A 14,329-nucleotide genomic window follows, 5' to 3' on the forward strand; every position below is an offset into this window, starting at 1 on the left:
GACGACGCTTCCGGCGCCGTACCGATTGGGGCTTACCCGAGGGTTTCGCTGTCGCTATTTCGCCGTGCGGAATTGTCAGCCGGTTTCCTTGACGATGCCGCGAAGCCTGTGCAAAAGTCGGTGAAAACGAACGATCGTGCGGGAATATTTCCCGACACCTCGTCACCGGGCTTCGCTGCCGCCGATGGCACAGCGGCGCCCGGCAAGCCGGGCGGCCACGTTGCCGCATCGCACAGGAGACAGCCCATGCAGTATCCGCACCCCGCGTCCGCGCATCCGCCCCGTGACCGTCACGGCGCGATCCCGGCCACGCCGACCGGCCCGCGCCAGCCAGGCGCCGGCGCCCGCCATCTGGCGCGCACGGCGCGCACGCCGCGCACCTGATCCCCACACGCCCCGAATTCTTGCGTGGCAGCGCCTGGCGCTGCCACGAGGGATCACGCGCGGCAACTTGCCGGCGCGTGCCTGGATTTCCGATTCGCGAACCGCATGAGGTAACCCCGTGGCATTGTTCCTTCAACAGATACTCAACGGCCTGACGCTGGGTGGCGTCTACAGCCTGGTGGCGCTTGGCCTGACCCTGGTCTACGGCATCCTGCACGTGCCCAATTTCGCGCACGGCGCGTTCTACATGGCCGGCGCCTACGTGTCGTACTACCTGATGACGGCGCTGGGCGTGAACTACTGGCTGGCCATGGTCGGCGCCGCGCTGGTGGTGGCGGTGCTGTCGATGCTGGCCGACCGGCTGGTGTTCCATCCGCTGCGCAACGCGCCCGAGCTGCACGACATGATCGCGGCCATCGGCATCCTGCTGTTCCTGGAGGCCGGCGCGCAGGCGCTGTGGGGCGCGGACTTCCATCGCATGCCGACACCGTACGGGCAGATCGTCGATATCTTCGGCCTGACCGCGCCGCTGCAGCGCCTGCTGATCATCGGCGCCGCGTTTGCGCTGATGGTGCTGCTGCACCTGTTCCTCACGCGCACCATGACCGGCGCCACCATCATGGCGATGGCGCAGAACCGCGACGGCGCCGCGCTGGTCGGCATCGACGCGACGCGCGTCACGCTGCTGGTCTTCGCCATCTCCGGCGCACTGGCCGCGATCGCCGCCACGCTGTACGCGCCGATCAACCTGGTCTACCCGAGCATGGGCAACCTGGTGATCACCAAGGCCTTCGTCATCATCATCCTGGGCGGCATGGGCAGCATCCCCGGCGCCATCGTCGGCGGGCTGATCATCGGCATGGCCGAGAGCTTCGGCGGCTTCTACGTTTCCACCGACTACAAGGACATCATCGCCTTCGTGCTGCTGGTGGTGATCCTGTCGATCCGGCCGCAGGGCCTGTTTGCCGGCAAGGCAGCCTGAGGAGGGGCACAACATGAAAGCACTGCAAGGAAAGACCGGCTGGATGCTGCTGCTGGCTCTCGCCATCGCGTTCCCGCTGGTCACGCCCAACAGCTACTACCTGACCGTGATGACGCTGGCCTTCATCTATGCCATCGCCACGCTCGGGCTCAACCTGATCACCGGCTACACCGGCCAGCTGAACCTCGCGCACGGCGGCTTCATGGCGATCGGCGCCTACACGCTGGGCATCCTGACCGTGGATCACCAGGTGCCGTTCTGGCTCGCCTTCGTGCTGGCCGGCGTGGTCTGCATGGTGCTGGGCTACGTGGTCGGCGTGGTGTCGCTGCGGCTGAAGGGCCATTACTTCTCGATCTTCACCATGTGCATCGGCTACATCATCTACCTGGTGATCGAGAAGTGGGAAAGCCTGACGCACGGCACCGTGGGGCTGATCGGCATCCCGGTGCCGGCATCGATCGGGCCGCTCGCCTTCGACAGCGTGCAGGCGCAGTACTACCTGGTGCTGTTCTTCCTGGCGGTGGGTACGTTCCTGATGCACCGGATCGTCACCTCGCTGCTGGGCCGCAGCTTCATGGCCGTGCGCAACAGCGACGCGCTGGCCGAAGCGCTGGGCATCAACCTGATGCGCACCAAGGTGCTGTCGTTCGTGCTGTCGGTGGGTTACGCCGGTCTTGCCGGCGCGCTGTACGCCGGCCAGGTGCGCTTCCTGGGACCGGACATCGCCCGCACCGACCTGACCTTCGACATGGTGATGTCGATGCTGGTGGGCGGCATCGGCACCCTGTTCGGGCCCCTGCTGGGCGCGGTGCTGGTGCCGTGGATCACGCAGTCGCTGCAGTTCATGCAGGACTACCGCATGCTGGTGTTCGGCCCGGTGCTGATCCTGCTGATCATCTTCGTGCCGGACGGCATCGTGGGTTCTTTCCTGAAGAAGCAGGCGCGCAAGGCCGCCGCCGCACGCCGCGCTGTACCCGCGCGGCCCGCGCAACCCGCCGCTGCCGGCAACAACGCTGTCCCGACCACCCGCGCCGGAGCCGACCATGCTTGAGATCCGCAACCTGACCAAGAAATTCGGCGGCCTGACCGCGGTGCACGATGTCTCGGTGACCTTCGAGCAGGGCCACATCAACGCCATCATCGGCCCCAACGGCGCCGGCAAGACCACCTTCTTCAACCTGGTAGCTGGCACGCATGCGCCGTCCTCCGGGCAGATCCTGTTCAAGGGCCAGGACGTGGCCGGCCTGCGCGCCGACCAGATCGCGCGCCTCGGCGTGGCGCGCACCTTCCAGGCAACCGCGCTGTTCGACCGCGCCACGGTGCTGGACAACCTGATCGTCGGCCACCGGCTGCGCACGCGCTCGGGGCTTGGCGACGTGCTGTTCAACACGCGCCGGCAGCGCGAGGAAGAGCGCCTGTGCCGCGACAAGGCCGAGGCCGCGCTCGACTTCGTCGGCCTGTCGCACCTGGCGCATGAGGTCGCCGCTGATATCACGCAGGAAGCGCGCAAGCGCGTGGCCTTCGCGCTGGCGCTGGCGACCGACCCGGAGCTGCTGCTGCTCGACGAGCCGGCGGGCGGCGTGAATCCGGAAGAAACCGTCGGCCTGGCCGAGCTGATCCGCAAGATGGTGCGGCATGGCAAGACCGTCTGCCTGATCGAACACAAGATGGACATGATCATGCGGCTGGCCGACAAGATCATGGTGCTGAACTACGGCGAGAAGATCGCCGAAGGCACGCCCGCGCAGATCCAGCAGGATCCGCATGTCATCGAGGCCTACCTGGGAGCCGACCATGTTGCAGCTTGAACGCGTCTCGCTGTCGTACGGCAGCTTCCGCGCACTGGACAACATCACGCTGCACGCCGGCGCCGGCGAGCTGGTGGTGCTGCTGGGCGCCAACGGTGCCGGCAAGAGCTCGATCTTCCTGGCCATGAGCGCGATCCACCGCATCAGCGGCGGCAGCATGCGCTTCGACGGGCGCGAGCTGTCGGGCATGAAGCCGTCGCAGATCGTGCAGGCGGGGCTGGTGCATTGCCCGGAGGGACGCAAGCTGTTCCCGGCGATGAGCGTGGAGAAGAACCTGGTGCTGGGCGCGTATGTGCATCGGCGCGATGGGGCCGGGATCCGCAAGACGCTGGAGGAGGTTTATGAGCTCTTTCCGATCCTGAGGCAGAAGAAGGATGACCCGGCCGGCTCGCTGTCGGGCGGCCAGCAGCAGATGGTCGCACTGGGCCGCGCGCTGATGAGCCGGCCGCGCGCGCTGCTGCTGGACGAGCCGTCGCTGGGACTGGCGCCGCTGGTGGTCAGGCAGATGTTCGAGATCATCCAGCGCATCAACCGGGCCGGCACCACGGTGCTGCTGGCGGAGCAGAACGCGTACGCGGCGCTGGGGATCGCGCATCGCGCGTATGTGATCGAGAGCGGGAAGATCGTGATGGAGGGGGATCGGGATACGTTGTTGAGGGACGAGGGGATTCGGAAGGCGTATATCGGGGGGTAGCACAGGAACTACCGATTGTGTACTCCCTCTCCCGCTTGCGGGAGAGGGTTGGGGTGAGGGCCGGGCGTAGCGACGAAGTGAATACGTCGGCATAGCCACTGCCTGCCCTCACCCCCTGCCCCTCTCCCGCAAGCGGGAGAGGGGAGCAAACCAAGCGGTCGTCAAGGGACAGCAGACATAACAAGCGCAGTACATCCAGGAGACATAGCAATGCAAAGCAACATCATGCGCCGTATCTTCCCGCTGGCCGCCACCGCCGTGGCCGCCATGTCCACCATCGTGGCTTCCGGCGCCGCGCTGGCGCAGGAAGTCGTCAAGATCGGCTACACCGGCCCGCTCTCCGGCGGTGCCGCGCTGTACGGCAAGAACGTGCTGTCGGGCGTGCAGATGGCCGTGGACGAGATCAACGCCGCGGGCCTTGAGGTCAAGGGCAAGAAGGTCAAGCTGGAAGTGGTGGCGCTGGATGACAAGTACTCGCCCGCCGAAGCCGCCATCAACGGCCGCCGGCTGGTGCAGCAGCACAAGACCGCGGCGGTCTTCGTGCCGCACTCGGGCGGCATCTTCGCGCTGCAGGCCTTCAACGAGCAGGAAAAATTCATGGTGATGGCCTATTCCAGCGTGCCACGCATCACCGATGCCGGCAACAAGCTGACCATCCGCATCCCGCCGGCCTATACCGGCTATATCGAGCCGTTCATCAAGGCGCAGATGAAGCGCTACGGCAAGAACGTGGCGCTGACGCCGGCGGATCACGACTATGCCAAGGCGTGGGTGCAGGCCTTCGTGCCGGCCTGGGAATCGGCCGGCGGCAAGGTGGTGGCCAACAACCCGATGTCGTACACCAAGGCGACCGACTTCTACAGCGGCGTGTCGCGCGCCATCAGCGAGAAACCGGACGTGATGTTCGTCGGCGGTCCGTCCGAGCCGACCGCGCTGGTGGTCAAGCAGGCGCGCGAACTGGGCTTCAAGGGCGGCTTTATCGTGATGGACCAGGCCAAGATGGACGAGATGGCCAGGGTCACCAACGGGCTGTCGATGCTGGAAGGCTCGATCGGCGTGCTGCCGCTGGTCAACGACAACCGCCCGGCGGCGCAGGCGTTCAATGCCAAGTACAAGAAGCTGCATGGCGGGCGCGACGCGACCACCGAGATGTCGCTGAACTACACCATGGTCTATGCGCTGGCCGGCGCCATGAAGCTGGCGGGCACCACCAGCGATGCCACGGCAATCCGCGCAAAGATGCCCGACGCGGTGAAGGGGCTGGCCAGGGAGGTCAATCCCAATGAGGTCGACGGCATCGACGCCAAGGGTGGCTCGATGGCCGATACCGTGGTGGGCTGGGTACAGAACGGCAAGATCTCGCAGGTGCGATTGTCGGAGCTGGCCAAGTAAGCTGACTGAGTAATGCCAGCCGCGCCGGAAAAGCCCTGCGGCTGTTTGCTCCCTCTCCCGCAAGCGGGAGAGGGAGTACCCAATCAGCACGTTTGAGACACAGGGCGAGCCGATGGCCCGCCCGTCTGCGCGCTGCTACGAGCGAACGCCGAACAGGCCGTGCCAGAACGAATCGAAGGCACCGGGATGGCGCCTGTGGCGCTCCGGGGTGTCGTGGCCTGATGCTGCTGCCGGCTCGGGCGCTTGCGCGGCAGCCGCGCTGGCCTGCCGCGATGCCTGCAAGGCCGAAACGCTGTCGGCAATGCGAGCCGCCAGCTCCGCCTCGCAATCCCGGCCGAGCAGCACGCCAAACAGGACATCGCGGTTGTGGCCGTCATCGGCAAAGCGCATGGCGATGGCGACCATCTTCTCGTACTGTTCCTGCGCAACGCGCTGGGCCTCGCGCTGCGCGGCGCGCTCCTGCTCTTCCTGTGCTTCCTGCTCCACCTGCCAGCGGCGCATCTCGCGCTCGAATACTTCGTCGTAGATCTGGCGCTGTTCGGCGTCGGACAGGATCGCGTAGGCGTCGCGGATTTCCTGGAAGGCCGCGTGCGCCTCGGCCTCGCGGCCGAGGTTGCGGTCCGGATGCCATTTCATTGCGGCGCGCCGGTACGCCTGCTTGATCTCGTCAAGGGTGGCGTCGGCTTGCACGCCTAAGGTCGCGTAAAGAGTGGTCATGGGGCGATGGGGGCGCTGCTGGGCTGGCGTTCATGCTAGCACGGCGCGCCGGCCCATCGGGGGCATCGCCGCTACTGGCGGCGGTCGCCGTCGCGGTTACGTGCCTCCATCTGCCCACGGTCGTGCTGCGCGCGCTGCTGTTGCTGGCGCTGCTGCTCCATCTGCTGGCGCTGGCGGTCCTGCATCTGCCGCTGCTGTTCCTGCTGGTGGCGCTGCTGCTCCTGCATCTGCCGCTGCTGCGCCTGCGCGGCGCGTTGCTGCTGCTCTGCCTGCTGGCGCTGCATGGCCTGCTGGCGTTGCTGCTCCTGCGCCTGCCGGTGCTGCTCCTGCATCTGGCGCTGCTGTTCCATCTGCTGACGCTGGGCGGCCTGCGCCTGCCGCTGCTGGGCTTCCTGCGCCTGGCGCTGCTGGGCCTCTTGCATCTGCCGTTGCTGCTCGAAGCGCTGGCGCTGCATCTCCTGCCCCTGCCGCTGCTGCTCGGCCATCTGGCGCTGGCGCTCCACCTGCTGACGCTGCTGCTCGGCGGCCTGGCGCTGCTGGTCCACCTGCTGGCGCTGCGCGTCCCGGGCCTGGCGCTGCTGCTCCATCTGCTGGCGCTGCGCGTCCCGGGCCTGGCGCTGCTGCTCCATCTGCTGGCGCTGCGCGTCCCGGGCCTGGCGCTGCTGCTCCATCTGCTGGCGCTGCGCGTCCTGCGCCTGGCGCTGGCGGCTTTCCTGCATCTGGCGCTGCTGGGCGTCCTGGGCCTGGCGCTGTTGCGCCTCCTGCATCTGCCGTTGCTGCTCGAAGCGCTGGCGCTGCATGTCTTGCGACTGCCGCGCCGGATCGGGGCGATCCTGCCCGTCTGCCCACTGGCGTTGCTGCGCGCGCTGCTGTTCCTGCTGGCGCCGCGCCATCGCCTCCTGCTGCTGGCGCTGCAATTCGCGCGCCTGCTGCTGTTCGCGCTGCATGGCCTGCGCCTGGCGTTGCGCATCGGGCTGGCCGGCGAACCCGCGCGCGTCGTCGGGACGCGAGCTCTGTCCACGGCCATTGCCGCGCCAGCCGTCCGGGCCCTGAAGCGGGCCCTGAGGCGGGTCCGCGCGACCGGCGCGCGGCGGCTGCTCGCGCGCGGCCAGGGCTGCCTGGCTCATGCGCACGTCTGGCATGGGCTGCGCCTCGCGCCCCGGGCGTCCGGGGCGTCCCGGCCGTTGCTCCGGCGCGCCGCGCCATGCCGGACCCGCCCCCGGGACGACACCGCCCTCGCGGGCGAAGCGCCGGGCCAGGTCATCGGTGGCCGGCCGTCCCGGCGGGCGCGCCGCGATCGCCTGGCGCTCGAAGCCCGGGCGCGCCTGCGGCGGCAGCTGCCGCCTCGGCGCGGCGCCGACCAGGCTGCTCTTGACCGGCGCCACCGGCGGGCCACCGCGAGCCTCGCCGGCCGGCAGGTTGCGCCATTCGGCGCGATGCATGCCGCGCACCGGGCGTCCCTCGACGAAATTGCGCGCCGGCATGCCGGTAATGGCGCCAGGCACGTTGCGGTTGGCATAAGGCGCGGGCCGCCCCCGGTCGCCCCTCATGAAGTTGTTGACGGTGACGCGGTTGATGCGCGCGACATAGCTGGGACTGGCGCGGTACGCCGGCCGGTAGGCGTCGCGCGGACCCAGCGGGTACCACGCCACGCCGGGACCGCCGCCCACGTGCACGCTGCTCCAGCCATGTCCGCTGCCGCCGCCGACAAAGGCGACCACCGCCGGCGAGTAGCACGGCCGCATACGCGGGCCCGGCACCCAGCCCCAGCGCGAGCCCACATAGGCCCAGCGCCCGTAATGCGAGGGAGCGAAGCCCCATGGCGCATCGTCGATCCAGGTCCAGCCCCACGGCGCGATCCACGCCCAGTGGCCGACGCTGTAGGGTGCCCAGCCCGCGCTGACGACGCGCGGGAACCAGACCGCGCCGTAGGCGGGCTCTTCCTGCCAGTCGCCGTAGTCGTCCAGCGCCGCGTAGCCGGGCATTTCGCGCGGCAGGTAGCGCGCCGACGGCGACGCGTCTTCGCGCGCGTCACGTGCCGCGGTCCAGCGGTCGAAGCCGTCTTCGGCAACGGGGCCGCCGCCGGCGTCGGCCAGGTCGGTGCCGGCAAAGCGCATGCGGTCGCCGCGCTGCAGTTCGATCGAGCGGCTGTCGCCGTAGACCACGGCGCTGCCATGCCGCATCGTCACCGTGGTGGTGCTGCCGTCCGGGGCCACGTCGAGCCGGTAGTCGCCCGGCTCGCGCGGCACGAAGGCCAGGTTGGGCGTATCGATCTCGACGGTCTGGTCCTGCGGCAGCGCGCGCACGCGCACCTGCAGCGTGCCCTGCGTCAGCTTGACCTGCGTGGTGTCGTCGTCCAGGTTCAGGATGCTGGCCGCGGTGGCACCGCCCATGCGCATGGCGACGGTGCCGGCATGCAGCTCGGCGCGGCCGCCGGTGTCCATCCACAGCCGGTCGCCGGTAGTGACCGGGCGGTTCAGGCCGGTGGCGGCCCACTGGTCCGAACCGGCCGGCGCAAAGCTCAGGTTGCCTTCGACCGCGGTGAGCGTGGCGATGCGGGCGGACGGATCGGCCTGCGCGACCGGGGCGTCGGCCATGGGCGCATCCAGGTAAGGCTGGCCGGGTGCCGGCACCTGGGCCAGTGCAGCCGCCGCCACCGCCAGGGCCGCCGCGGCGGCGAGCGCGGAGAGCGTGATCACGGCGGGCCGGCGCGGGCCGGCAGTCCGGCGGGCAGTCCGGCCGGCAGTCGGGCGGGTATCGTGGCGGTGAACGGAATCGGGCATGGACTCAGGGGAAAGCCAATGGCGGAGCGCCATCCTGTTGTCACGATACATTGCCGGGAACGTCGGCGGCATGGCCTGGCCGTCGCACTTTGTAAGCTTGTATTTCGCCATGCGGCAAGGGGGCGCGCCGGGCGGACCGGCACGAGGCAGGCACGGGGCGGGCAAGCGGGCAGATGGCGCTCGCCGGGGGGTGCGCAACGGCGCTGCCGCCGTCAAAGGTGGAAACAACTCCTGGGCAGATCCGGCCGGTCGGCGGCTAGCCGCCTTGCTGCTGACGCAGCAGTTCGGTCAGCCGGTCGGCCGGCATCGGCCGGCCGTACAGGTAGCCCTGGGCCTCGTAGCAGTCGTTGGCCAGCAGGAAGTCGCGCTGCTCGGTGGTCTCGACGCCCTCGGCAACCACGCCGATGTGCAGGCTCTTGCCCACGTTGATCACCGAGCGCACGATCGCGGCATCGACCGGATCCTGGGTGACATTGCGGATAAAGGACTGGTCGATCTTGAGCCGGTCCACCGGGAACGACTTGAGGAAGCTCAGCGACGCATAGCCGGTGCCGAAATCGTCGCAGGTCAGCGTCACCCCATCGCGGCGCAGTGCCTGCAACTGGTCCGCGACCTCGTCGCCCTGTTGCAGCGCGATGGTCTCGGTGATCTCGATCTCCAGGCAATCCGGCGCCAGCTCCAGCGCGCGCAGCACGTGGCGCACCTCGGTCAGAAGGCGGCTTTCGGACAGCTGCGCGGCAAACAGGTTGATGGCCACGCGCGGCGGCCGCGGAAACGCCAGCGACCACGAGCGCGCCTGCGCGCATGCGGTCTGCAGCAGCCACATGCCGACGTCGCTGGCGATGCTGCTGGCGGCCAGCGCATCGATGAACAGCCCCGGCACGACCAGGCCGCGGGCCGGATGGCGCCAGCGCATCAGCGCCTCTGCGCCGCAGATGCGGCCGTCGCGCAGGTCGACCTGCGGCTGGTACAGCAGCTCGAACTGGCGCTGCGCGTAGGCTTCGTGCAGGGCCTGGACCAGCGACAGGCTGGCGGCGGCGAGGACGTCCGAGCCCTGCTCGCCGGCGGCGGGGATCACGCACGCGCCGATGCTGGCCAGCACATGATCGCGGCGCCCGGCGTGCTCATGCGGGGAAGACAGCATTGACAGGATCGCCGCGCCAATATGCCGGACCAGCGTGGGATCGGAAATGGAAGGCAGCAGCACGCCGAACTCATCGCTGCCGACGCGCCCGATGGCGGCATCGCGCGGCGATGCGTCGCGCAGGCGCCGGGCCACGCGCTGCAGGATGACGTCGCCCTCGGCATGCCCGTGCATATCGTTGAAGGCACGGAAATCGTCGATGCCGATCAGCAGCAATGCGCAGCGGGGCACCGCCTCTGCCTGCAGGCGTGCCTCCAGCCGCTTCAGAAACCCCTGGCGATTGTCAACGCCGGTCAGCGGATCGAGATCCGAGCCTGGCGAGGCGCCAGTCGCCCTCGCGCCGGACTTGGCCACCATCCCTGCCCCATCTGTAATTGTCGACATTGTTACCCGCTAGCAATTTAGCAAGTGTGACGAAAACTTGGAAAAAATCAAGAAGTTCCCGCCGGCTGCCGGAACCCCAATGCAGCGGCGCAACGCTGGCGAGCCCACCGCGCCGTGCGCGTTGAACCGGCAGCCGGCTTGCAGTACCCTACCGCGCACCAGGCCCGGCCCGCCGCCGCGATGCCAGCCATGCTGGGCCGACCGGCACGGGCTGTCCGGCACTGGCAGCGCTCCGTCCGCCACCGAGGCGGTCCCAGAAAGCCAACCTTAGCGACGAAACGCCGCCCGCTGCAACAACCGGTTACACACCGACCGCCGGCACACCGCGCACGCATGCGCTCCGGCCCGCCGCCGCCAGCCCATGCCCAGTCACGCTTTGCCGCGCTACCCCGCATGCAGGCACCATTTCTTGTGGGAATCCTCCGACAGGGAATTCGGAACCGCGCGCCTGTCTCGCACCACGCGTCATTGCCTATCGTGGCATCACGGCACGCGCGTTCGCCGCGCCTGCAACCCATGCAGAAAGCCAACTGGCCACGCTACCGGCGCACCCGCCCCGCGGCATGGACCAGCTCGTCTCTGATTCCAACGGTAAGAGGTGACCCATGTTCCGATCCAAGACCAGTCTTATCCTCGGCCTCGTGCTGGCCGCAACGGCAGTCCTGTCGGCCTGCGGCGGCGGCGATGACGGCATCGATGATCGTGTCGGCCTGAGCAAGCCGACCATCCGCGCGATCCATGCGATCACCGGCGGTCCCAACGTCGACATCCTGCAGAACGGAGCGCTGACCAGTTTCACCAACAAGCCGTACAAGTTTGTCTCGACCTACTTCAATGTTGAAACCGGCAACCAGCTGATCTCGTTCAATTCGGCGGGCACGCAGACCGAACTCGGCCGCGCGACCGTGGTAGCCGCCACCGGCCACAAGTACACCGTGGTCGCACTGCCAGGCGCGACCGCTGCCGAAGTGCTGCTGATCGACGATCCGTTCGAAAAGGGCCTGCTGTCGAACAAGGCGCGCGTGCGGACGCTGAATGCTTCGTTCAATGCGCAGAACGTCGACATCTACCTGACCATGCCGGCGATCGACATCAACTCGGTCGGCCCGAACTTCAGCAACGTGGGGTACAAGCAGGCATCGCCGGCCTCCGGCGTTGACTCCGTCGACATGGACGGCGGCACCTATCGCCTGCGCATCACCACGGCGGGGACCAAGACCGTGATCTTCGACTCCGGCGCGCTGACGCTGGACAACAACGCCGACTGGCTGATCACCACCATTCCGGCCGACGGCATCGGCGCGACGGTGCCAGGCAAGATCAAGGTGCTGGTTGCGCGCGGCAACGACGAATCGCAGGCCGGCCTGGAGCTGGTCACGCAATAACGGTCCCGCAATAACGATCCCGCAATAGCGCGGCAAGCATGATCCTGCCCGTGCCGCGAGCACGGGTATGCGCGGCAGGCCGGTCCACTGGACCGGCCTGTTTTTCTTTCGGGCGACATCCTGCCGCCAAACCTGTACGCTATCGGCGAGGGACGCGCGTGGCGTGGATATCCGTCGCGGCATCTGGACGCGCCGCTCGGTGCACACAGCTTTGGGGAGATTGCGACATGGCTATCCAGCTCAATCACACCATCGTGTTTTCCCACGACAAGAAGGTCTCCGCCGACTTCCTCTGCGAGATTCTCGGGCGTCCCGCGGCAGTGCCGTTCGGGCCATTTCTCGCCGTCCGCCTCGACAACGGTGTCACCCTGGACTTCATGGACGCCGAAGGCGATGTTGCCCTGCAGCACTATGCCTTCCTGCTCAGCGACGCCGAGTTCGACCGGAGCTTTGCCCGCATCCGCGAGCGCAACCTGAGGTACTGGGCCGACCCATACCGCCGCCGGCCGGAAGAAGTCAGCACTGACGATGGCGGCCGCCGGATCTATTTCGAGGATCCGAGCAAGCATTTCCTGGAGATCTTTACGAAGGAATGACGAGCAGAAGGACTCGCCCGTCAGCCCGGCTCGCCCTCGTCAGGCGCCAGCTCCGCCTTCAGCACCGCAAGGTGCGAGATGTACTGCTCCAGTTCGGCACGTCCGCGCTCCGTAATGCAGTAGACACGACCGCTGCCTTCGACCAGTTCGGCCGTGATGGCACGCGCCATCATCAGGCTGCGCAGCACCGGCCGCAGCGAGCGGATGTTCTTGTCGATGCCCCGTTCGCGCAGGCGTTCGACCAGGTTGAGGACGGTAGCCGGGCTGGACTGCACCAGCTTGAGCACATAGATGCGTGAGAAAAACCGGTCAAAGGTAGGCGGTTTCATGGGCGCTGTCGGCGCACCCGATGGTGCGGGAATCCTGATCATCATGCGCAGCCCATGACTGCTGCCGCAGTCGGGCACTCTCTTGTCGTGATGGCGGGCCCTGCGGCCCGCGCCAAAGTAAAACGGGGTGCACAGAGGCACCCCGAAACGCTAGCGTTGTGATGCGCCGCCTGGGGTGGACCGTTCCGACGGCGCATTCCCGGGAAGCGCGGCGGCGCTATTCTTCCTGGAACGCCTCTTCGCGCTTGGCCTTGATCGACGGCAGGGCCACCACCGCCACCAGTGCGGCAGCCGCGATCAGCAGGCCGACCGACAGCGGGCGGGTCACGAACACGGTGAAGTCACCACGCGACAGCAGCAGCGAGCGGCGGAAGTTCTCTTCCATCATCGGCCCCAGCACGAAGCCCAGCAGCAGCGGCGCCGGCTCGCACTTGAGCTTCAGGAACAGGTAGCCGATGATGCCGAAGCCGGCGGCCATGAACACGTCGAAGGTCTGGTTGTTGACCGAGTAGACGCCGATGCAGCAGAACGTCAGGATGGCCGGGTACAGGAAGCGGTACGGCACGGTCAGCAGCTTGACCCAGATACCGATCATCGGCAGGTTCAGGATGATCAGCATCAGGTTGCCGATCCACATCGAGGCGATCAGGCCCCAGAACAGCGCAGGGTTGCTGGTCATCACCTGCGGGCCGGGCTGGATATTGTGGATCGTCATCGCGCCCACCATCAGCGCCATCACCGCGTTGGGCGGAATGCCCAGCGTCAGCAGCGGGATGAACGAGGTCTGCGCCGCGGCGTTGTTGGCCGATTCCGGACCCGCCACGCCTTCGATCGCGCCCTTGCCGAACTCGTGCGCGAACTTGGAGGTCTTCTTCTCCAGCGAGTAGGCCGCGAACGAAGCCAGTGCCGCACCGCCGCCGGGCAGGATGCCCAGCGCCGAACCCAGCGCCGTGCCGCGCAGCACCGCGGGAATCATGCGCTTGAAGTCTTCCCTGGTCGGGAACAGGTTGGTGACCTTGTTGGTGAAGGTCTCGCGGGCTTCCTTCTGCTCCAGGTTGGCGATGATTTCCGCAAAGCCGAACATGCCCATGGCCAGTGCCACGAAGTCGATGCCGTCGGTCAGCTCCGGCACGTCAAACGAGAAGCGCGCGGCGCCCGAGTTCACGTCGGTGCCGATCAGGCCCAGCAGCAGGCCCAGCACGATCATCGAGATCGCCTTGGGCAGCGAGCCCGAGGCCAGCACCACGGCGCCAATCAGGCCCAGCACCATCAGCGAGAAGTACTCGGCGGGACCGAACTTGAACGCGATTTCCGACAGCGGCGTGGCAAACGCCGCCAGGATCAGCGTGGCCACGCAACCGGCGAAGAACGAGCCCAGGCCGGCGGTGGCAAGCGCCACCCCCGCTCGTCCTCGTCTTGCCATCTGGTAGCCGTCGATGGTTGTCACCACCGACGACGATTCACCCGGCAGGTTCACCAGGATGGCGGTGGTCGAACCGCCGTACTGCGCGCCGTAGTAGATGCCGGCCAGCATGATCAGCGCGGCCACCGGCGGCAGCGTGTAGGTGATCGGCAGCAGCATGGCGATGGTGGCCAGCGGCCCCAGGCCCGGCAGCACGCCGATCAGGGTGCCCAGCACGCAGCCGAGGAAGGCGTAGGCCAGGTTCTGCAACGACAGGGCCGTGGAAAAGCCCAGCGCAAGATGGTCAAACAATTCCATGGTGTGCGACT

At 67.8% G+C, this 14,329-nt stretch carries 13 protein-coding genes; 8 read left to right on the forward strand and 5 right to left on the reverse strand.

Annotated elements, in window-relative coordinates:
- Positions 1-246 precede the first annotated feature (246 nt).
- The 6 genes from JTE92_RS09950 (at position 247) to JTE92_RS09975 (ending at position 5,260) form a co-directional block, all read left to right on the forward strand.
- Positions 247-384 carry a hypothetical protein gene (locus tag JTE92_RS09950; protein ID WP_157096905.1) on the forward strand — a complete coding sequence of 46 codons (138 nt, stop codon included), beginning with the start codon at positions 247-249 and terminating at the stop codon, positions 382-384.
- A gap of 118 nt (positions 385-502) precedes the next feature.
- Positions 503-1,366, forward strand: a complete 864-nt coding sequence (locus JTE92_RS09955; protein WP_063237213.1) for a branched-chain amino acid ABC transporter permease — start codon at positions 503-505, stop codon at positions 1,364-1,366.
- 13 nt (positions 1,367-1,379) lie between these two features.
- On the forward strand, positions 1,380-2,417 hold the full coding sequence (locus tag JTE92_RS09960) for a branched-chain amino acid ABC transporter permease (RefSeq protein ID WP_063237214.1): 1,038 nt from the start codon (positions 1,380-1,382) through the stop codon (positions 2,415-2,417).
- Positions 2,410-3,174 carry an ABC transporter ATP-binding protein gene (locus tag JTE92_RS09965; protein ID WP_063237215.1) on the forward strand — a complete coding sequence of 255 codons (765 nt, stop codon included), beginning with the start codon at positions 2,410-2,412 and terminating at the stop codon, positions 3,172-3,174. Before JTE92_RS09960 ends, JTE92_RS09965 begins: the two co-directional genes overlap by 8 nt.
- Positions 3,161-3,868: an ABC transporter ATP-binding protein gene (locus tag JTE92_RS09970; RefSeq protein ID WP_063237216.1), complete on the forward strand. Its 708-nt coding sequence runs from the start codon at positions 3,161-3,163 to the stop codon at positions 3,866-3,868. Before JTE92_RS09965 ends, JTE92_RS09970 begins: the two co-directional genes overlap by 14 nt.
- 210 nt (positions 3,869-4,078) lie before the next feature.
- The gene (locus JTE92_RS09975; RefSeq protein ID WP_063237219.1) at positions 4,079-5,260 is read left to right on the forward strand and encodes an ABC transporter substrate-binding protein; all 1,182 of its coding nucleotides are present in this window, start codon (positions 4,079-4,081) and stop codon (positions 5,258-5,260) included.
- Between the two features lie 135 nt (positions 5,261-5,395).
- Here the strand turns inward: JTE92_RS09975 and JTE92_RS09980 are convergent, their stop codons facing one another.
- The 3 genes from JTE92_RS09980 to JTE92_RS09990 all read right to left on the reverse strand — a co-directional run bounded on the left by JTE92_RS09980 (position 5,396) and on the right by JTE92_RS09990 (position 10,261).
- Entirely contained in the window at positions 5,396-5,977 is a 582-nt protein-coding gene (locus tag JTE92_RS09980) for a J domain-containing protein (RefSeq protein WP_063237220.1), read from the reverse strand.
- 71 nt (positions 5,978-6,048) lie between these two features.
- Positions 6,049-8,760 carry a DUF6600 domain-containing protein gene (locus tag JTE92_RS09985; RefSeq protein ID WP_232353423.1) on the reverse strand — a complete coding sequence of 904 codons (2,712 nt, stop codon included), beginning with the start codon at positions 8,758-8,760 and terminating at the stop codon, positions 6,049-6,051.
- Positions 8,761-9,016: 256 nt separating this feature from the next.
- Positions 9,017-10,261, reverse strand: coding sequence for a putative bifunctional diguanylate cyclase/phosphodiesterase (locus JTE92_RS09990; protein ID WP_063237222.1), 1,245 nt, complete (start codon positions 10,259-10,261; stop codon positions 9,017-9,019).
- 632 nt (positions 10,262-10,893) lie between these two features.
- On the opposite strand from JTE92_RS09990, the gene JTE92_RS09995 reads away from it, so the two are divergent.
- Positions 10,894-11,673: a DUF4397 domain-containing protein gene (locus tag JTE92_RS09995; RefSeq protein WP_063237223.1), complete on the forward strand. Its 780-nt coding sequence runs from the start codon at positions 10,894-10,896 to the stop codon at positions 11,671-11,673.
- Positions 11,674-11,900: 227 nt separating this feature from the next.
- Positions 11,901-12,269 (forward strand): VOC family protein, encoded by a 369-nt coding sequence (locus JTE92_RS10000; protein WP_063237224.1) that lies wholly within the window; start codon positions 11,901-11,903, stop codon positions 12,267-12,269.
- 20 nt (positions 12,270-12,289) lie between these two features.
- Here the strand turns inward: JTE92_RS10000 and JTE92_RS10005 are convergent, their stop codons facing one another.
- Both JTE92_RS10005 and JTE92_RS10010 read right to left on the reverse strand, forming a co-directional pair.
- A complete protein-coding gene (locus tag JTE92_RS10005) occupies positions 12,290-12,598 on the reverse strand; it encodes a helix-turn-helix transcriptional regulator (protein WP_063237225.1) in 309 nt (102 codons plus the stop codon).
- 217 nt (positions 12,599-12,815) lie between these two features.
- A complete protein-coding gene (locus JTE92_RS10010) occupies positions 12,816-14,318 on the reverse strand; it encodes a tripartite tricarboxylate transporter permease (protein ID WP_063237226.1) in 1,503 nt (500 codons plus the stop codon).
- Positions 14,319-14,329 lie beyond the last annotated feature (11 nt).

Source organism: Cupriavidus oxalaticus, from assembly GCF_016894385.1.
GTDB classification, from domain to species: Bacteria; Pseudomonadota; Gammaproteobacteria; order Burkholderiales; family Burkholderiaceae; genus Cupriavidus; species Cupriavidus oxalaticus.

What these genes read in the sequence shown, in the direction of transcription:
- JTE92_RS09985 (WP_232353423.1), bottom strand. Translation starts at nt 8,760, where the DNA reads ATGCCCGATTCCGTTCACCGCCACGATACCCGCCCGACTGCCGGCCGG.
- JTE92_RS09990 (WP_063237222.1), bottom strand. Translation starts at nt 10,261, where the DNA reads ATGGTGGCCAAGTCCGGCGCGAGGGCGACTGGCGCCTCGCCAGGCTCG.
- JTE92_RS09980 (WP_063237220.1), bottom strand. Translation starts at nt 5,977, where the DNA reads ATGACCACTCTTTACGCGACCTTAGGCGTGCAAGCCGACGCCACCCTT.
- JTE92_RS10005 (WP_063237225.1), bottom strand. Translation starts at nt 12,598, where the DNA reads ATGAAACCGCCTACCTTTGACCGGTTTTTCTCACGCATCTATGTGCTC.
- JTE92_RS09975 (WP_063237219.1), top strand. Translation starts at nt 4,079, where the DNA reads ATGCAAAGCAACATCATGCGCCGTATCTTCCCGCTGGCCGCCACCGCC.
- JTE92_RS10010 (WP_063237226.1), bottom strand. Translation starts at nt 14,318, where the DNA reads ATGGAATTGTTTGACCATCTTGCGCTGGGCTTTTCCACGGCCCTGTCG.
- JTE92_RS10000 (WP_063237224.1), top strand. Translation starts at nt 11,901, where the DNA reads ATGGCTATCCAGCTCAATCACACCATCGTGTTTTCCCACGACAAGAAG.
- JTE92_RS09995 (WP_063237223.1), top strand. Translation starts at nt 10,894, where the DNA reads ATGTTCCGATCCAAGACCAGTCTTATCCTCGGCCTCGTGCTGGCCGCA.
- JTE92_RS09960 (WP_063237214.1), top strand. Translation starts at nt 1,380, where the DNA reads ATGAAAGCACTGCAAGGAAAGACCGGCTGGATGCTGCTGCTGGCTCTC.
- JTE92_RS09965 (WP_063237215.1), top strand. Translation starts at nt 2,410, where the DNA reads ATGCTTGAGATCCGCAACCTGACCAAGAAATTCGGCGGCCTGACCGCG.
- JTE92_RS09950 (WP_157096905.1), top strand. Translation starts at nt 247, where the DNA reads ATGCAGTATCCGCACCCCGCGTCCGCGCATCCGCCCCGTGACCGTCAC.
- JTE92_RS09970 (WP_063237216.1), top strand. Translation starts at nt 3,161, where the DNA reads ATGTTGCAGCTTGAACGCGTCTCGCTGTCGTACGGCAGCTTCCGCGCA.